This is a genomic window from Streptomyces sp. NPDC048185, assembly GCF_043202495.1.
Taxonomy (GTDB): domain Bacteria; phylum Actinomycetota; class Actinomycetes; order Streptomycetales; family Streptomycetaceae; genus Streptomyces.
This window is the reverse complement of the sequence record NZ_JBIDAN010000001.1, coordinates 294630-310909: the sequence shown is the minus strand read 5'-3', so window position 1 is coordinate 310909 and position 16280 is coordinate 294630. Positions and strand designations below refer to the sequence as shown.

Genomic DNA, 16280 nt, shown 5'->3' with positions numbered 1-16280 from the left:
GCGCCCCAGGCACTTCGACCCGGTGGCGATGCCGTGTGCGTGGTGCGCGGACTGACCAAGACCTATGCGGCGGTACGGGGTCGGCGCGGCGTCCCCGCCGCCCCCGAGGTCCGGGCCACCGACGACGTGACGCTGGAGATCCGCCGCGGTGAGATCTTCGGGCTGCTCGGGCCGAACGGCGCGGGAAAGTCCACCCTCGTCCGCCAGCTGACCGGCCTGATGCGGCCCGACGGCGGCAGAGTGGAGATCCTCGGCCACGACATCGTGCGCCACCCCGAGCGCGCCGCGCGGATCCTCGCCTACCTCGGCCAGGAATCCAGCGCCCTGGACGAGCTCACCGTCTCGCTCGCCGCCGAGACCACCGGGCGGCTGCGCGGCCTCGACGCCGCCGACGCCCGAGCCGAGCGGGACGCCGTCCTGGACGAACTGGGCCTGACCCCGATCGCCGCGCGCCCGCTCAAGAAGCTCTCCGGCGGACAGCGCCGCCTGGCCTGCTTCGCCGCCGCGCTGGTGGGGGAGCGCCCGCTGCTCGTCCTGGACGAGCCGACCACCGGCATGGACCCGGTGGCGCGGCGCGCCGTCTGGGCCGCCGTCGACCGCCGGCGTGCCGAACGCGGGACGACCGTGCTGCTCGTCACCCACAACGTCATCGAGGCCGAGACCGTCCTCGACCGGGTCGCCGTCCTCGACCGCGGCCGTGTGATCGCCTGCGACACCCCGGCCGGGCTCAAGGAGCAGGTCGCCGGCGAGATCCGGGTCGACCTGGTGTGGCGCGAGAGCGCCCCGCTGGGCGTGCCCGAGGTCGCCGCGCTGCGCGACCGGGCCGCCGAGTCGGGCCGCCGCTGGACGCTGCGGCTCGCCCCGGAGGAGGCCCGCGCGGTCGTCGCCACCGTCACCGGCGGGGCCGCCTTCGCCGCGCTGGACGACTTCACCCTGGCCACGCCCAGCCTGGAGGACGTGTACCTGGCGCTGGGCGGCGCCGCGCGCCAGGGGCTGGTCAGGACGTGAGCGGGCGAGCGGTGAGCACGCGCCACGCCGCGTCCGTACCGGACGGGGCGAGTGCCTGCGTGAGGACCGGCTAAGTGCAGACTGGCTCAGCGACGAGTGGTGAAGGGGAGCAGCACGACGTGAGTGTCGTACCCGCCGAAGTCCTGCCCGACCGTGCCCCGGCCGCCGAGGAGCGGGGCGCCGCCGCGCTCGGGCCCCGGGCGCGGCTGTGGCCCTCCCTGGTGGCCGTGTACCGGGCGCAGCTGTCCCGGGCACGGGTCGCGCGCATCCCGCTGCTGTTCGTGGCCACGTTCCAGTCGATCGGCATCATGATCCTCATGCGCGGCGTCGTCGACGGCGGCGGCGAGGCGCAGGCCGTGGTCGCCGGGTCCGCGGTGCTCGTCGTCGCCTTCGTCGCGCTGAACCTCCTCGCCCAGTACTTCGGCCAGCTGCGCGCCAGCGGCGGCCTCGACCACTACGCGACGCTGCCGGTGCCGCCGGCGGCGGTGGTGCTGGGCGCGGCGGGCGCGTACGCGTCCTTCACCGTGCCGGGGACCGTGGTGACGGCGGTGTTCGGCTGCCTGCTGTTCGGGCTGCCGATGACGCACCTGTGGGTGCTGGTGGCCGTGATCCCGCTGGCCGGCGCCGCGCTCGCCGGGCTGGGTGCGGCGCTGGGCCTGCTCGCGCCCCGGCCGGAGCTCGCCACCCTGCTGGGCCAGCTGGGCATGTCGGCGGCGCTGCTGCTGGGCGTGCTGCCCGCCGAGCGGATGCCGGAGGCGGTACGGCTGGCCCGCGACCTGCTGCCGTCGACGTACGGGGTGGAGGCGTTCGCCCGCACCTTCGGACCGCGGCCCGACTGGGCCTTCGTCCTCGGTGACCTCGCCGTGTGCGCGGTGGTCGGTGTGCTCTCCCTGGCCGTCGCCACCTGGGCGTACCGCCGGGCCGCCGTCCGGTGACGCGCGGCACAGGCGCGTTTGGCACGATGGCAGGGTGACCGCACCTCTGACTCCCCCTCCGCCGCCGAACGAACACTCGTCGCCCCACGGCGGGCCCGTGCCGCCGCCCGTGGGCGCGCATGCGGTGGGCACCGCGCACGACCACCACGGCGAACAGGACGGCCCCGGGATGCTGACCGAAGCGCGGCAGGCCGCCGTGACCCTGGTGGCGGTGGCCCTCTCCGGCGCCCTGCTGGGCGTGCTGTGGTGGTGGCTGGCGCCGAGCGTGCCGCTCGTCGGGGACGTCGTGGACGGCAGCTGGGTGGTCTACCTGAAGGACTCCGAGGGCGAGCAGGCCGTCGGGGTCGACGGGACGTTCACGCTGCTCGCGCTCGGATTCGGGGTGATCAGCGCGCTGGCCGTCTTCCTGCTGCGGCGGCGCGGGGGCGTGCCGCTGGTGGTGGCCCTGGGCGTCGGCGCCTTCCTCGGCTCGCTGCTGGCCTGGAAGGTCGGCGTGTGGCTGGGCCCCGGACAGGACGTGATCGCCCACGCGCGGGAGGTGGGCAAGGGGACGACGTTCTCCGCGCCGCTGAAGCTGGGCGCGAAGGGCGCGTGGCTGGCCTGGCCGTTCGCCGCGCTCGTGATGCACCTGGGGCTGACGGGCCTCTTCGGCCCCCGGGACCCGGACCCGTACGCCCCCGACCCCGACCCGCAGCACCCCCAGGGGCTGCCGCCCTACGACGGCAAGTCCGCGTAGCCGGGGGGTGCCGCGCAGTTTCCGCTGCACCGGACCCACCGCCGGGCCGGCGCCCGGACGGCGTAGCGCGGCTGCCGCGCCCGGTCGGCCCGGGGCGGGTGTGGTCTGTGCGATCGGAGCGGAGCCGGGGTGGTGCCCGAACGGTGCGGGACGGCTTTCGTGCCCGGTCGGCCGCCGGGTGGACGGGGTGCCCCGGACGTCGGGGCCGGCCGGCGCGTGGCCGGCGTGCCGTGCGGCCGGCCTGGGCCGAGCGGTGCCCGGACCGTGCGGCGCAGAGGGGCGGGGTGCCGGGTGGTCAGGGGCGGCCGATGGGGGCCAGGGTCGCGGACGTCAGTTTCGCCAGGTCGTCGGGGGACAGCTCGACCTCCAGTCCGCGGCGGCCCGCCGAGACGCAGATCGTGGCGTGGCCCGAGGCCGACGCGTCCAGGACCGTCGGGAGCCGCTTGCGCTGGCCGAGGGGGGAGATGCCGCCCCGCACGTACCCCGTGGTGCGCTCCGCCAGGGCCGGGTCGGCCATCGCCGCCCGCTTGCCGCCGACCGCGGACGCCAGCGCCTTCAGGTCCAGCTGGCCCGCCACCGGGACCACCGCGACCGTCAGCGCGCCGTCGACGTCCGCCACCAGCGTCTTGAAGACACGCTCCGGCGACACCCCCATCGCCTCGGCCGCCTCCTCGCCGTAGGACGGGTGGGCCGGGTCGTGGTCGTAGGCGTGGACCGTGTACGTCACCCCGGCCGCCGTCAGGGCCACCGTCGCGGGCGTCCCCCCGGGCTGCTGCTTCTTCGGCTTCTTCGCCATGCGGGCCAGTACCTCAGTTGAAACTCGTCGGACCGCGCGTCAGGTCGGACGCCGGCAAGGACGGCAGCGTACGGATGATCGCGGTCTCGGTGCGAAGGAGTTTCAGCTCGTCGCGCAGCCGGGAAGCGGTGTCCGGCGCCTGGAGCAGGCGCTGCTTGGTCGGGGTGTCCAGCATCATCGCGGCGGCGACCAGGTAGGAGACCACGCCCGGTTCGTCCGGCAGGTCCGCGCCGGTCGTCAGCGACCGCTCGCGGGCCCCCGCCAGCCGCTTCTGGTACTGGCGGAACGACCGCAGCACCCCCTCGGCCAGCGCTCCCGCCTCGTCGCCGGGGTCCTCGGACAGCGGCTCGAGCTCGGCCGTCAGGAACGGGCCCGAGGAGTCCACCGACAGCACACGCACCCGGTTCGTCCCGGTCGCCAGCACCTCGAAGGTGCCGTCGGCCCGCTCCCGGATCGTCGCGGCGTCCGCGATGCAGGCCACCTTGTGGAAGGACTTGGCCGGGTCGGGGCCGAACCCGGCCGTGGGGCCGCGCTCGGGCACGGCCGTCGGGTCGGGCATGCCGGGGGCGCTCGGGGCGACCTCGTGGCCGTCGCGGATCGCCACGACGGCGAACCGGCGCGGTTCTTCCTCGGGGGTCTTCAGCAGATCGCGCATCATGGCGCGGTAGCGCTCCTCGAAGATGTTGAGCGGGAGCACCAGCCCCGGGAACAGCACCGAGTTCAGGGGGAAGAGGGGGAGCCGGACGGTGGTCACGACGCAGAAGCCTAATGGTCGCCGGGGTGAGCGCGACCGCCCCGCCCACTTCGTGGATGGCGCGGACCCGCCGTCACCCCCGTGACCGCACCGCCGCGCGGACGTTCGCGCGCACCTGGAGGAACCGGCCGAGCGGGTCGTCCGAGTCCCGGTCCCAGGGGAAGGACGTGACGTACGGGCCGGTCAGCCGCAGTTGTTCCGCCGCGTCCCGCGGCCGCTCCAGGCGGACCAGGACGTACGCCAGCAGGTTGCGCAGCTCCGCCGGCCCGGGGTCCGCCGCGGGGTACGCGGCCGACAGGGCGATCGCGCGGTCGGCCGCCGCGTCCAGCCGGGCCCGGTCCACGCCGGGCACCGGTCCCCGGCCGGGGGCGTGACCGCCGCCGGCGGTCAGGCAGGCGAAGACCGCCCGCATCGGCAGCGCGCGCAGCAGCGCGTCCTCGGGGGCGTCCTGCGCGGCCGTCTCGGCGAAGTCCAGGCACTCGCGGTGGGCGCGGTCGGAGGCGGCCGACAGATATTCCAGGGCGGCGACATGGCAGCCGTAGTGGTGCGGGGAGCGGCGGACCGCCTGCTCCCACAGCCGCTCGAACTCGGCGTGTCCCGCGTGCGCGCCCCGCGCGGCGTCCAGCGCGACGTGCCACGGCACGGGGTCGGGGCCGCCGGCCCCGGTGGCGGCCGTGACCGCCGGGTCCACCTGGCGCAGGAGTTCGGCGCGGGCCGGCGAGTCCCAGCAGCGGTCCACCGCAAGCCGGGCCCGGACCAGCAGGACGCCGGGGTCGTCGGGGGCGGCGGCGTGCCAGTGCTCCAGCCATTCGGAGCGGGAGCGGGCGAAGGCGGCCAGACGGGTCGCGTAGCGGTCGCGGTGCTCCCACTCGGCGTTCTCCCGGGTGCCGGCGAGCAGGCCGGCCGCGGGGCCGTACTCGCCGCGGGCCGCGGCGACCAGGGCGGGGGCGAGACGGTCGTCGGGGGCGTCGAGGAGCACGTCGGCCTCGTCGTCGGCGGTCGGCGCGGCGGCGGGCCGCGACGTACGGAGGAACGCGCGCAGCATGGCCAGTAGGACGGCCGACGGTGCGGGATGGTTGTGCGGGGCGGTGCGGTGCGCGCGGTGCGGGGCGTGGCCTCGGCTTCGCCGTCGGCCTTCGTGTTCCCACCCGCACCACCCGTGCGGGTTTCGTCGCCGGGTGCGGGTGGCCCCGGTGGGGCGGACCCGCCGTCGGCGGCCGCGGGTCGGGGGCGGGCGGTGACCTCGGCGGCACCTCCCGCGTTCTCCGTGCCCCGCGTGACCTGCGCGACCTGTGCGCCCCTCCGGGACCCGCGCGCGACCTCTGCGCCCCCTGGCGTGCACGCGACCTCTGCGCCCCCTGGCGTGCAGGCGGACGACCTCAGCCGCCCTCGGCGGGCCGGTGTCGGCACGGAGTGGGCCGGGCGGCGCGGGCGGGGTCAGTTGCGGCGCAGCAGTCTCGTCGCGCCGGCCGCGACCGTCGTGGCGAGGATCCAGCCGAGCAGGACCATCGCCGCCGCCAGCCACTGCCAGGCGCCGCGGAGCTGCCAGAAGCCCACCTGGCCCAGGTCGATGACCGGCAGCAGCAGGTCGAGGGCGAAGAGGGCCGGGTTCCAGTCCGGGTGCTCGCCGTTCTTCAGCGGCGGATGGTCGGTGCGCGAGAAGGCGAACGAGCCCGCCGCCCACAGCACCGCCATCCACACCGCCGCCCGCCCCGGCCGGTAGCCGTAGGCGACCGTCCAGTCCTGCGCGTACCCCACCAGCTTCGCGGCGAGCGGCAGGCTCTCGCGGCGCCGGCGGTGCTTGGCGAGCAGCACCTCACGGGCGTCCTCGTCCTCGCCGCCGGCCCGCAGCACGGCGGCGAGGCGCTCGTACGGCTCGGGGTGGTACTCGGCGGTCGCGGCGCCCACCCACCGCAGCCGCTTCGCCAGCGGGAACGGCCCCCGCGGCACCAGGTTCTCGTAGGAGAAGCCGCCCATCTGCAGGCGGCCGGGGCCCGGCCAGCTGTCCGCCCGGTCCATCAGGTTGACCACCCGCGCCCCCGACAGCACCACCCGGCCCCGCGCGGGCCGCTCGCCCAGGAATCGCAGCTCGGGCGTCTGCACCCGGCGCAGCGACAGCTCCTGGTCGTCGGTGAAGGTGAACCGCGCGTGCTCGAAGTCGACGGCGTCCCCGAACCGCCCGTCGTCCAGCCGCACCCCGCCCTCGCACTCGAACCGCTGGATCCGCGTCCCCTGCGCCGGAGTGGTGCCCGGCACCATCGGGCTGCCCAGGCCCGCCGGTGTCAGGTACAGGGTGCGCTCCACCGCCAGCCGCGGGGCGTTCAGCGCGTGCCGCGTGTACGGGTTGAGCAGCCGGGCGCCGCGCAGGCTCAGGGAGACCCCGACCTGGGCGCTGCGCAGGCTCACCTCGCCGTACGACTCCAGCAGCTCGGCCTGGAGGTCCTGGCCGACGGTGAGACCGTCCGCGGCGATGGAACGGCCGCTGCGGTCCCGGTGCACGACCGCCTGGCTGAGCAGCAGGTCGGTGCCTATCTGGGCGTCGGTGAGCCGGATCCCGCCGGGGATCCGGCAGCGCGGCAGATGCAGGTCGCCCTCGGTGTGCAGCCGGGCCGCCTCCAGCCGCGGCACCGAGCAGTCCACCAGCCGCAGGGTCGTGAACCGGGTCTCCGGCAGCAGGACCTCCCGCTCGAAGCGGCAGCCGCGCAGCTCGACGTACGGCACCACCGTGCCGCCCGCGAGATCCATGGTGTCGCTGATCCGCACGCCCACGAGCTGCAGCGAGGACACGCGGCCGGCGAGCGCGGGCGGGCCGTCGAGCAGCAGCCAGCACACGATGCGGGCCCGCACGGTCCGCTCCGGTCCCCACGGCTGCCCGCCGTGCGGGTCGTCGACGAGCGTGTCGCCGCTGCTCAGGTCGTACACGCTGCCGTTGCGGAAGGCCTGCCACATGCCGGCCTCCGCGGCGGTCAGGTCGTCCGGCAGCTCTCCGTCACGACGGCCGTCCCCTTCGGTCACGGCGCTTCACTCCCTCCCCGGCTACTCGCGAGTCACACACGCTTCGTACAACCGTTCATGCCCGCTGCGTGACCCCCTGAACACCGAAAGTGAGGGGGATCTGCCGGGTTCCGCGGCCGGGCGTGAGGAGCCGTCGCGTTCTGTATCAGCCATTGATACGCGCGAACGGTCTCCGACGCGGGTCTGAGAGAATTGGTTCCGTGATCTCCCGAATCGATCTGCGCGGCGACGCCCTCCCCGAGGGCCCCGCCCTGCGCGACCTGCTGCCCCGAGCCGACTTCGACGTCTCGGCCGCCCTGGAGAAGGTGCGTCCGATCTGCGAGGCCGTGCATCATCGTGGCGACGCGGCGCTGATCGACTTCGCCGAGCAGTTCGACGGGGTCAAGCTCGACCAGGTGCGCGTTCCGGCCGCCGCGCTCACCCGCGCGCTGGAGGAGCTCGACCCGGCCGTGCGCGCCGCCCTCGAGGAGTCCGTCCGCCGCGCCCGCCTCGTCCACCGCGAGCAGCGCCGTACGACCCACACCACCCAGGTGGTGCCCGGCGGCTCGGTCACCGAGAAGTGGGTGCCGGTCGACCGGGTCGGCCTGTACGCGCCCGGTGGCCGCTCCGTCTATCCGTCGTCCGTGGTCATGAACGTCGTGCCCGCGCAGGAGGCCGGTGTCGAGTCGATCGCGCTCGCCTCTCCCGCGCAGGCCGAGTTCGGCGGGCTGCCGCACCCGACGATCCTCGCCGCCTGCGCCCTGCTCGGCGTCGACGAGGTCTACGCGGCCGGTGGCGCCACCGCCGTCGCGATGTTCGCGTACGGCACCGAGTCCTGCCCGCCGGCCGACATGGTCACCGGCCCCGGCAACATCTGGGTCGCCGCCGCCAAGCGCTACTTCACCGGCAAGATCGGCATCGACGCCGAGGCCGGCCCCACCGAGATCGCCGTCCTCGCCGACGCCACCGCCGACCCCGTGCACGTCGCCTCCGACCTGATCAGCCAGGCCGAGCACGACCCGCTGGCCGCCGCCGTCCTCGTCACCGACTCCCCGGAGCTCGCCGACGCGGTCGAGCGGGAGCTGGAGCCGCAGGTCGCGGCCACCAAGCACGTCGACGACCGGATCGTCCCCGCGCTCAAGGGGCGCCAGTCCGCCATCGTGCTCGTCGACGGCGTCGACGAGGGCCTGCGCGTGGTCGACGCGTACGGCGCGGAGCACCTGGAGATCCAGACCGCCGACGCCACCGCCGTGGCCGAGCGTGTGCGCAATGCCGGCGCGATCTTCGTCGGCCCCTGGGCGCCCGTCTCCCTCGGCGACTACGCGGCCGGTTCCAACCACGTCCTGCCCACCGGCGGCTGCGCCTGCCACTCCTCCGGCCTGTCGGTCCAGTCCTTCCTGCGCGGCATCCACATCGTCGACTACACGCGGGACGCGCTGGCCGAGGTGGCGCACCACGTGGTGACGCTGGCGGAGGCGGAGGACCTGCCCGCGCACGGCGCGGCGATCAAGGCCCGGTTCGACTGGAAGGTCCCGGAGAGCAAGTGACGTTCGGAATCGACGATCTCCCCGTACGGGACGAGCTGCGCGGCAAGTCCCCCTACGGCGCGCCCCAGCTGGACGTGCCGGTACGGCTGAACACCAACGAGAATCCCTACCCGCTGCCCGAGGCGCTGGTCGAGCGGATCACCGAGCGGGTCCGCGAGGCGGCCCGCGACCTCAACCGCTACCCGGACCGGGACGCGGTCGAGCTGCGCACGCAGCTCGCGGAGTACCTGGCGAAGACCTCCGGGCATCACCTGGACGTGAGCAACGTCTGGGCGGCCAACGGCTCCAACGAGGTCATCCAGCAGCTGCTGCAGACCTTCGGCGGACCCGGCCGCACCGCGATCGGCTTCGAGCCGTCGTACTCGATGCACGGCCTCATCGCGCGCGGCACCGGCACGGGCTGGATCTCCGGCCCGCGCCACGAGGACTTCACCATCGACGTGCCCGCCGCCGAGAAGGCGATCGCCGAGCACCGCCCGGACGTTGTCTTCATCACCACCCCCAACAACCCCACGGGCAACGCGGTCCCGGCCGAGACGGTCCTCGCCCTGTACGAGGCCGCCCAGGCCGCCAAGCCCTCGATGGTCGTCGTGGACGAGGCGTACATCGAGTTCAGCCACGGCGCCTCCCTGCTGCCGCTGCTCGACGGACGGCCGAACCTCGTCGTCTCCCGCACGATGTCGAAGGCCTTCGGCGCGGCGGGCCTGCGCCTCGGCTACCTCGCCGCGCACCCGGCCGTCGTGGACGCCGTGCAGCTCGTACGGCTGCCGTACCACCTGTCGGCCGTGACCCAGGCCACCGCGCTGGCCGCCCTGGAGCACACCGACACCCTGCTGAAGTACGTCGAGCAGCTGAAGACCGAGCGGGACCGGCTCGTCGCCGAACTGCGCGCGACCGGCTACGCGGTGACCGAGTCCGACGCCAACTTCGTCCAGTTCGGGCGGTTCGCGGACGCGCACGCCACCTGGCGGAAGATCCTCGACCGGGGCGTCCTGGTCCGGGACAACGGCGTACCGGGATGGCTGCGGGTGACCGCCGGCACGCCGGAGGAGAACGACGCGTTCCTTGATGCGGTACGCGAACTGAAGAAGGAACAGGAGCAGAGCGGATGAGCCGCGTCGGGCGCGTGGAGCGCACCACCAAGGAGACCTCGGTCCTCGTCGAGATCGACCTCGACGGCACCGGCAAGACCGACATCGCCACCGGCGTCGGTTTCTACGACCACATGCTCGACCAGCTCGGCCGGCACGGTCTGTTCGACCTGACCGTGAAGACCGACGGCGACCTGCACATCGACTCCCACCACACCATCGAGGACACCGCCCTCGCGCTGGGCGCCGCCTTCAAGCAGGCCCTCGGCGACAAGGTGGGCATCTACCGCTTCGGCAACTGCACGGTCCCGCTGGACGAGTCCCTCGCCCAGGTCACCGTCGACCTGTCCGGCCGCCCCTACCTCGTGCACACCGAGCCCGAGAAGATGGCGCCGATGATCGGCGAGTACGACACCACGATGACCCGGCACATCCTGGAGTCCTTCGTCGCGCAGGCCCAGATCGCGCTGCACGTGCACGTGCCGTACGGGCGCAACGCGCACCACATCGTGGAGTGCCAGTTCAAGGCGCTCGCCCGGGCCCTGCGCTACGCCTCCGAGCGCGACGCCCGCGCGGCCGGCATCCTGCCCTCCACGAAGGGCGCGCTGTGAACGGCTCCTCGACCGCGCTGATCTTCGTCGGCCTGATCCTCGTCGGCGGCATCATCTCCTTCGTCAAGCAGAAGATGCCCACGCAGCTCATCGTCCTGCTGTCCATCGGCGCCGCGATGTGTCTCGTCGCGGGCGTCATGAGGCTGGAGGTGTGGAATTGACCGCTCCCGCCAAGCGGGTCGTCGTCTTCGACTACGGCTTCGGCAACGTCCGCTCCGCCGAGCGCGCCCTCGCACGCACGGGAGCCGACGTCGAGATCACCCGTGACTACGACAAGGCCGTGAACGCCGACGGGCTGCTGGTGCCCGGCGTCGGCGCCTTCGCCGCCTGCATGGACGGCCTGAAGGCCGCGCGCGGCGACTGGGTCGTCGAACGCCGGCTGGCCGGCGGACGCCCGGTGATGGGCATCTGCGTCGGCATGCAGATCCTCTTCGCGCGCGGCATCGAGCACGGTGTCGAGGCCGAGGGGCTCGACGAGTGGCCCGGCACGGTCGGCCCCCTCGAGGCCGACGTCGTGCCCCACATGGGCTGGAACACGGTCGAGGCACCGGCCGACTCCCAGCTCTTCGCCGGCCTGGACGCGGACGCCCGCTTCTACTTCGTGCACTCCTACGCCGTCCACGACTGGTCGCTGGAAACGCACAACCCGCTGATCGCCGCGCCCAAGGTCACCTGGTCCACGCACGGCAAGCCCTTCGTGGCAGCCGTGGAGAACGGTGCGCTGTGGGCCACGCAGTTCCACCCCGAGAAGTCCGGCGACGCCGGAGCCCAGCTCCTCACCAACTGGATCGAGACCCTGTAGAGATGAGCAAGCTCGAACTCCTCCCCGCCGTCGACGTCCGCGACGGCCAGGCCGTCCGCCTCGTGCACGGCGAGTCCGGCACCGAGACCTCCTACGGCTCGCCGTTGGAGGCCGCCCTCGCCTGGCAGCGCTCCGGCGCCGAGTGGCTGCACCTGGTCGACCTGGACGCCGCGTTCGGCACCGGGGACAACCGCGAGCTGATCGCCGAGGTCGCGAAGGCCATGGACATCAAGGTCGAGCTGTCCGGCGGCATCCGCGACGACGACACCCTCGCGGCCGCGCTCGCCACCGGCTGCACCCGCGTCAACCTGGGCACGGCCGCCCTGGAGACTCCCGAGTGGGTCGCCAAGGTCATCGCCGAGCACGGCGACAAGATCGCGGTCGGTCTGGACGTCCGCGGCACCACGCTGCGCGGCCGCGGCTGGACCCGGGACGGCGGCGACCTCTACGAGACGCTGGACCGCCTGAACAAGGAGGGCTGCGCCCGCTACGTCGTCACCGACATCGCCAAGGACGGCACCCTCCAGGGCCCCAACCTGGAGCTGTTGAAGAACGTGTGCGCGGCCACCGACCGCCCGGTGGTGGCGTCCGGCGGCGTGTCCTCCCTGGACGACCTGCGCGCCATCGCCGGTCTCGTCCCGGCCGGTGTCGAGGGCGCCATCGTCGGGAAGGCCCTGTACGCGAAGGCGTTCACCCTGGAAGAGGCCTTGGAGGCTGTGTCGCCATGACATCCGAAGCCGTACGGCGCGTGCAGAGCGGAAGTCCCTGGGAAGAGTCCTTCGGTTTCGCACGTGCCGTGGCGGCGGGCGACCGTGTCATCGTGGCGGGCACGACCGCGTTCCGGGGCGACGTGCTGTACGGCGAGGGCGACCCGTACGAACAGACCAAGGTGGCCTTCACCACCGCGGTCGAGGCGATCGGCGAGTTCGGTCTCGCCGTCGAGTCCGTGATCCGCACCCGTGTGTACCTGGCACATTCACGCGACGTGGACGCGGTGGGCCGGGCCCACAAGGAGCTGTTCGACTCCGTGCGCCCGGCCACGACCCTGCTGGTCGTGGAGGGTTTCATCGACTCGCGGGTCCTGGTGTCAGTCGAAGTGGAAGCGTATAGAGGAGCCGTGGATTCATGACCCTGGCGGTCCGAGTCATCCCCTGCCTGGACGTGGACAACGGCCGGGTCGTCAAGGGCGTCAACTTCCAGAACCTGCGTGACGCGGGCGACCCCGTCGAGATGGCCAAGGTGTACGACACCGAGGGCGCCGACGAGCTGACGTTCCTGGACATCACCGCCTCGTCGGGCAACCGCGAGACGACCTACGACGTGGTGCGCCGCACCGCCGAGCAGGTGTTCATCCCGCTGACCGTCGGCGGCGGCGTGCGCACCGCCGAGGACGTCGACAAGCTGCTGCGGGCCGGCGCGGACAAGGTGGGCGTCAACACCGCCGCCATCGCGCGCCCCGACCTGATCCGCGAGATCGCCGAGCGCTTCGGCCGCCAGGTCCTCGTGCTGTCGGTCGACGCCCGCCGCACCGAGGCCGGCACCTTCGAGGTGACCACGCACGGCGGCCGGCGCGGCACCGGCATCGACGCGGTGGAGTGGGCGCACCGGGCCGCCGAGCTGGGCGCGGGGGAGATCCTGCTCAACTCGATGGACGCGGACGGCACGAAGGACGGCTACGACCTCGAGATGATCACGGCCGTCCGCAAGCACGTCTCGGTCCCGGTGATCGCCTCCGGCGGCGCCGGCCGCCTCGCCGACTTCCCGCCGGCCGTCGCGGCGGGCGCGGACGCGGTCCTCGCCGCGTCCGTGTTCCACTTCGGCGACCTGCGCATCGGGCAGGTGAAGGACACGCTGCGGGAGGCGGGCCACCCCGTCCGCTGACCCCCTGCACGGCACAGCCCCGGCCGCCGGACGGCCGGGGCTGTGCCGTGCCACGGCCGGGACGGCTCGGGCGGCAGAAAGGAAGGAAAAGTTGCGCAAGAAGTATTGTGCAATTTTTCTTTCCTGCTTTACGGTACGGGCATGCCGAACCAGGACGCGAACCGTCCCATCACCGACCTGGGCACGCTCAAGGCCCTGGCGCACCCGCTGCGCATGCAGCTGTACCGAGGGCTGTGCGTGAGCCGGACCGCGACCGCCTCACAGCTCGCCGACCAGGTCGACGAGGCCGTCTCGCTGGTCAGCTACCACCTGCGCAAGCTGGCCGAGCACGGGCTGATCGAGGAGGCCCGCCCGCAGAGCGCCGACGGCCGGGAGCGGTGGTGGCAGCCCGCCTCGGAAGGCGTGAGCATCCGCGACGAGAACTTCCGCGACGCACCCGAGCGGGTGGCCGCCCACCTCGCGGCCACCCGGCTCTTCCACGACCAGCGCGCCGACATGTACCGCCGCTATCTCGACGAGCGCGCCACCTGGGGCGCCGAGTGGAACTCCGCCGCGCCCGACAGCGAGTCCCTGCTGCGGCTGACCGCCGCCGAGCTGGACGAGCTGCGCGAGGAACTGCTCGCCCTGGCGAGGAAGTACGACGAGAAGGGTCGGGCCGCCGAGGCCGCCGGCGACAGCGAGGGGCGCGAGAACGTCGCGCTGCACGTGTATGGGTTCCCGTTCCGTGTCTGAGAGGACCAGCCCCGCGATGACCGTCTCCACCGCGCCCCCGCTCGCCGCCGACGCCGGCCGCCCCGCCCACCGCGACCCCAACGTCCTGCGCTGGCTCGGCGCCTACACGTCGTCGATGATCGGCGACAGCGTCTACTACATCGCGCTGTCCTGGGCCGCGGTCCGGACGGGCACACCCTCCGAGGCGGGGATCGTGATGGCGGTGAGTGCGCTGCCGCGGGCCCTGCTCATGCTGGGCGGGGGAGTGGTCGCCGACCGGCTCGGACCACGCCGTGTCGTCATCGGCAGCGACGCCGTGCGCTGCGCCGCCGTGCTGGCGGTGGCGACGCTGATGTTCCTCACCTCCCCCGGCCTGTGGCTCCTCGCGCTGCTCGCCCTGGTCTTCGGCGCCGTCGACGCCGTGTTCATGCCGGCGGTGGGCGCCCTGCCCGCGAGGATCACCGGCAACGACCAGCTCACCCGGGTGCAGGGCATGCGGGGGCTCGCCGTCCGCTGCGCGAGCGTCGTCGGAGCGCCGCTCGGCGGTCTCGGCGTGGCGGTGGGCGGCGCGGCGGCCGCCTTCGCGCTGGCCGGAGTGCTGATCGCCGTCTCGGTGCCGCTGCTGATGTCGGTCCGCGTCCGTCCGGTACCGGCCGGCGGCACGGCCGGGGCGGACGCCGGGACGCCCTGGCGCGACCTCCGGGACGGACTCGGCTACATCCGCTCCCACCGCGTCCTCGCACCCCTCATGCTGGCCATCGCACTCGGTGACCTCGGCTTCGTCGGACCGCTCAACGTCGGCCTGACCCTGCTGGCCGACGAACGCGGCTGGGGGGCGTCGGGCATGGGCTGGGTGCTGGCCGGCTTCGGCACCGGCGCCGGCGCCGCCTCCCTCCTGCTCGCCGTGCGAGGACGCGTGGCAAACGCCGGGCGGACCGCCGGCTGCGCGATCCTCGCCGGCTGCGTCGCCATCGGCGGCCTCGCCTTCGTGCCCGGCGTCGTCGCGGCCGTCGCGGTCGCCCTGCTCGTCGGACTGCTCGCCGGGCTCAGCGGCGCGCTGTGCGGCGCCCTGCTGCAGACCCAGGCCGACCCCGCCTACCTCGGCCGTGTCACCGCGGTGGCCGGCCTGGTCAGCCTGGGCATAGCACCGCTGAGCATGCCGCTGTCCGCGGCGGCCGTCGGCGCCTTCGGCACCGGCCCGGTCTTCGTGGCCAGCGCGGCGGTGTGCGGCCTCGGCGGCGTCGTCGCCCTGTGCGTACGCGACCTTCGCCGGGCCGAACTGCCCCGCTGACCTCAGATCCCCAGCTGCTTCGTCTCGCTCAGCCTGGCGATCGCGTCCTTCTCGCCCTCCAGCTCCACCTTCGCCGCGCTCTGCCGGCCGTACGCGAACAACAGCAGCTCGGACGGCTCGCCCGTCGCCGTCACCACCGGCGTACCCCGGTGGGCGACCGTCGTCTGCCCGTTGGGCCGGCGCAGCACCAGGCCCGTCGGGATGCCCCGGCCGATCAGCCGGGCGGTGCGCTCCAGCCGGGACCACAGGGTGTCCTGGAAGACCGGGTCCAGCTCCCGCGGCGACCAGTCCGACCGGGCGCGGCGGACGTCCTCGGTGTGGATGTAGAACTCCACCGTGTTCGCCGCCTCGTCGACCTGCTTGAGCTGGAACGGCGAGAAGCGCGGGGGGCCGGTGCGGATCAGCTGGATCAGCTCCTCGTACGGCTTGGCGCCGTACTCCTCCATCACCCGGTCCAGACGGGACGCCAGCTGCTTGATCAGGGTGCCGCCGGCGGCGTCCGGCCGGCGCTCGCGGACCACCACGTGCGCGGCGAGGTCCCGGGCCCGCCAGCCCTCGCAGAGAGTGGGGGCGTCCGGACCCGCCGTCTCCAACAGGTCGGCCAGCAGGAGTCGTTCACGCTTCGCGAATGTCGACATAGCAGCCAGCCTACGGCCGCCCGCCGGGTCCGCCCAGTGGACGGCGCCGGGGCGCGTCCCCCGCGCGCGGCACAATGGGCGTCATGACCAGCAGCTCCCCCCGCCGCCCCGGCCCGCTCGACCCGGAGATCGCCGCGCGCCTCAAGCGCACCACCGACGGACTCCTGCCCGCCATCGCCCAGCAGTACGACACCGGCGAGGTGCTGATGCTCGGCTGGATGGACGACGAGGCACTGCACCGCACGCTGACCACGGGCCGCTGCACCTACTGGTCGCGCAGCCGCCAGGAGTACTGGGTCAAGGGCGACACCTCGGGGCACTTCCAGTGGGTGAAGTCCGTCGCCCTGGACTGCGACGCCGACACCGTCCTCGTCAAGGTCGACCAGGTCGGCGCCGCCTGCCACACCGGCGCCCGCACCTGCTTCGACGCCGACGTGCTGCTCGCGGACGGCGCCGCTGCCGACGCGCCCGGCGCGGCTCAGTAG

Annotated in this window: 18 protein-coding genes and 1 pseudogene; 14 read left to right on the top strand and 5 right to left on the bottom strand. The window is 73.9% G+C overall.

Annotated elements, in window-relative coordinates; translation table 11 throughout:
• Window positions 1-33: 33 nt before the first annotated feature.
• The 3 genes from ACGF3H_RS01450 (at window position 34) to ACGF3H_RS01440 (ending at window position 2679) form a co-directional block, all read left to right on the top strand.
• Window positions 34-1008 carry an ABC transporter ATP-binding protein gene (locus ACGF3H_RS01450; RefSeq protein WP_362494903.1) on the top strand — a complete coding sequence of 325 codons (975 nt, stop codon included), beginning with the start codon at window positions 34-36 and terminating at the stop codon, window positions 1006-1008.
• A 119-nt stretch (window positions 1009-1127) separates the two neighbouring features.
• The gene (locus tag ACGF3H_RS01445) at window positions 1128-1943 is read left to right on the top strand and encodes an ABC transporter permease (RefSeq protein ID WP_362494723.1); all 816 of its coding nucleotides are present in this window, start codon (window positions 1128-1130) and stop codon (window positions 1941-1943) included.
• A 34-nt stretch (window positions 1944-1977) separates the two neighbouring features.
• Entirely contained in the window at window positions 1978-2679 is a 702-nt protein-coding gene (locus tag ACGF3H_RS01440) for an AAA family ATPase (protein ID WP_362494724.1), read from the top strand.
• A gap of 295 nt (window positions 2680-2974) precedes the next feature.
• Here ACGF3H_RS01440 and ybaK read toward each other — a convergent pair whose 3' ends face one another.
• The 4 genes and pseudogenes from ybaK to ACGF3H_RS01420 all read right to left on the bottom strand — a co-directional run bounded on the left by ybaK (window position 2975) and on the right by ACGF3H_RS01420 (window position 7244).
• Window positions 2975-3475 (bottom strand): Cys-tRNA(Pro) deacylase, encoded by a 501-nt coding sequence (gene ybaK, locus ACGF3H_RS01435; RefSeq protein ID WP_362494727.1) that lies wholly within the window; start codon window positions 3473-3475, stop codon window positions 2975-2977.
• Window positions 3476-3488: 13 nt separating this feature from the next.
• Window positions 3489-4229, bottom strand: coding sequence for an LON peptidase substrate-binding domain-containing protein (locus ACGF3H_RS01430; RefSeq protein WP_362494730.1), 741 nt, complete (start codon window positions 4227-4229; stop codon window positions 3489-3491).
• A gap of 11 nt (window positions 4230-4240) precedes the next feature.
• Window positions 4241-5274: pseudogene (locus tag ACGF3H_RS01425) on the bottom strand (hypothetical protein).
• A gap of 392 nt (window positions 5275-5666) precedes the next feature.
• Window positions 5667-7244 carry an oxidoreductase gene (locus ACGF3H_RS01420; protein WP_362494731.1) on the bottom strand — a complete coding sequence of 526 codons (1578 nt, stop codon included), beginning with the start codon at window positions 7242-7244 and terminating at the stop codon, window positions 5667-5669.
• 200 nt (window positions 7245-7444) lie between these two features.
• On the opposite strand from ACGF3H_RS01420, the gene hisD reads away from it, so the two are divergent.
• The 10 genes from hisD (at window position 7445) to ACGF3H_RS01370 (ending at window position 15157) form a co-directional block, all read left to right on the top strand.
• Complete coding sequence (hisD, locus tag ACGF3H_RS01415) at window positions 7445-8770, top strand: histidinol dehydrogenase (RefSeq protein ID WP_362494733.1); 1326 nt, start codon at window positions 7445-7447, stop codon at window positions 8768-8770.
• Window positions 8767-9882 (top strand): histidinol-phosphate transaminase, encoded by a 1116-nt coding sequence (locus ACGF3H_RS01410; RefSeq protein WP_362494735.1) that lies wholly within the window; start codon window positions 8767-8769, stop codon window positions 9880-9882. Before hisD ends, ACGF3H_RS01410 begins: the two co-directional genes overlap by 4 nt.
• The gene (gene hisB, locus ACGF3H_RS01405; RefSeq protein WP_189228283.1) at window positions 9879-10472 is read left to right on the top strand and encodes an imidazoleglycerol-phosphate dehydratase HisB; all 594 of its coding nucleotides are present in this window, start codon (window positions 9879-9881) and stop codon (window positions 10470-10472) included. The genes ACGF3H_RS01410 and hisB overlap by 4 nt, the downstream gene beginning before the upstream one ends.
• Window positions 10469-10633: a hypothetical protein gene (locus ACGF3H_RS01400; protein ID WP_362494738.1), complete on the top strand. Its 165-nt coding sequence runs from the start codon at window positions 10469-10471 to the stop codon at window positions 10631-10633. The genes hisB and ACGF3H_RS01400 overlap by 4 nt, the downstream gene beginning before the upstream one ends.
• On the top strand, window positions 10630-11274 hold the full coding sequence (hisH, locus tag ACGF3H_RS01395) for an imidazole glycerol phosphate synthase subunit HisH (RefSeq protein WP_362494741.1): 645 nt from the start codon (window positions 10630-10632) through the stop codon (window positions 11272-11274). The genes ACGF3H_RS01400 and hisH overlap by 4 nt, the downstream gene beginning before the upstream one ends.
• 2 nt (window positions 11275-11276) lie before the next feature.
• Window positions 11277-12002: a bifunctional 1-(5-phosphoribosyl)-5-((5-phosphoribosylamino)methylideneamino)imidazole-4-carboxamide isomerase/phosphoribosylanthranilate isomerase PriA gene (priA, locus tag ACGF3H_RS01390; RefSeq protein WP_239771359.1), complete on the top strand. Its 726-nt coding sequence runs from the start codon at window positions 11277-11279 to the stop codon at window positions 12000-12002.
• On the top strand, window positions 11999-12403 hold the full coding sequence (locus tag ACGF3H_RS01385; RefSeq protein ID WP_362494745.1) for a RidA family protein: 405 nt from the start codon (window positions 11999-12001) through the stop codon (window positions 12401-12403). Before priA ends, ACGF3H_RS01385 begins: the two co-directional genes overlap by 4 nt.
• Window positions 12400-13155, top strand: a complete 756-nt coding sequence (gene hisF, locus ACGF3H_RS01380; protein WP_362494748.1) for an imidazole glycerol phosphate synthase subunit HisF — start codon at window positions 12400-12402, stop codon at window positions 13153-13155. Before ACGF3H_RS01385 ends, hisF begins: the two co-directional genes overlap by 4 nt.
• A 141-nt stretch (window positions 13156-13296) precedes the next feature.
• Window positions 13297-13887, top strand: a complete 591-nt coding sequence (locus tag ACGF3H_RS01375; RefSeq protein ID WP_362494751.1) for a helix-turn-helix domain-containing protein — start codon at window positions 13297-13299, stop codon at window positions 13885-13887.
• Window positions 13888-13903: 16 nt separating this feature from the next.
• Window positions 13904-15157 carry an MFS transporter gene (locus ACGF3H_RS01370; protein WP_362494754.1) on the top strand — a complete coding sequence of 418 codons (1254 nt, stop codon included), beginning with the start codon at window positions 13904-13906 and terminating at the stop codon, window positions 15155-15157.
• Window positions 15158-15159: 2 nt separating this feature from the next.
• Here ACGF3H_RS01370 and ACGF3H_RS01365 read toward each other — a convergent pair whose 3' ends face one another.
• Window positions 15160-15795: a TIGR03085 family metal-binding protein gene (locus tag ACGF3H_RS01365; RefSeq protein ID WP_362494757.1), complete on the bottom strand. Its 636-nt coding sequence runs from the start codon at window positions 15793-15795 to the stop codon at window positions 15160-15162.
• Window positions 15796-15878: 83 nt separating this feature from the next.
• On the opposite strand from ACGF3H_RS01365, the gene hisI reads away from it, so the two are divergent.
• Complete coding sequence (gene hisI / locus ACGF3H_RS01360) at window positions 15879-16280, top strand: phosphoribosyl-AMP cyclohydrolase (RefSeq protein WP_362494759.1); 402 nt, start codon at window positions 15879-15881, stop codon at window positions 16278-16280.

Bases quoted from the DNA above. Each gene is read 5' to 3' on its own strand.
- ybaK (WP_362494727.1), bottom strand. From the start codon at position 3,475: ATGGCGAAGAAGCCGAAGAAGCAGCAGCCCGGGGGGACGCCCGCGACG.
- hisB (WP_189228283.1), top strand. From the start codon at position 9,879: ATGAGCCGCGTCGGGCGCGTGGAGCGCACCACCAAGGAGACCTCGGTC.
- priA (WP_239771359.1), top strand. From the start codon at position 11,277: ATGAGCAAGCTCGAACTCCTCCCCGCCGTCGACGTCCGCGACGGCCAG.
- ACGF3H_RS01385 (WP_362494745.1), top strand. From the start codon at position 11,999: ATGACATCCGAAGCCGTACGGCGCGTGCAGAGCGGAAGTCCCTGGGAA.
- hisF (WP_362494748.1), top strand. From the start codon at position 12,400: ATGACCCTGGCGGTCCGAGTCATCCCCTGCCTGGACGTGGACAACGGC.
- ACGF3H_RS01375 (WP_362494751.1), top strand. From the start codon at position 13,297: ATGCCGAACCAGGACGCGAACCGTCCCATCACCGACCTGGGCACGCTC.
- ACGF3H_RS01370 (WP_362494754.1), top strand. From the start codon at position 13,904: ATGACCGTCTCCACCGCGCCCCCGCTCGCCGCCGACGCCGGCCGCCCC.
- ACGF3H_RS01365 (WP_362494757.1), bottom strand. From the start codon at position 15,795: ATGTCGACATTCGCGAAGCGTGAACGACTCCTGCTGGCCGACCTGTTG.
- hisI (WP_362494759.1), top strand. From the start codon at position 15,879: ATGACCAGCAGCTCCCCCCGCCGCCCCGGCCCGCTCGACCCGGAGATC.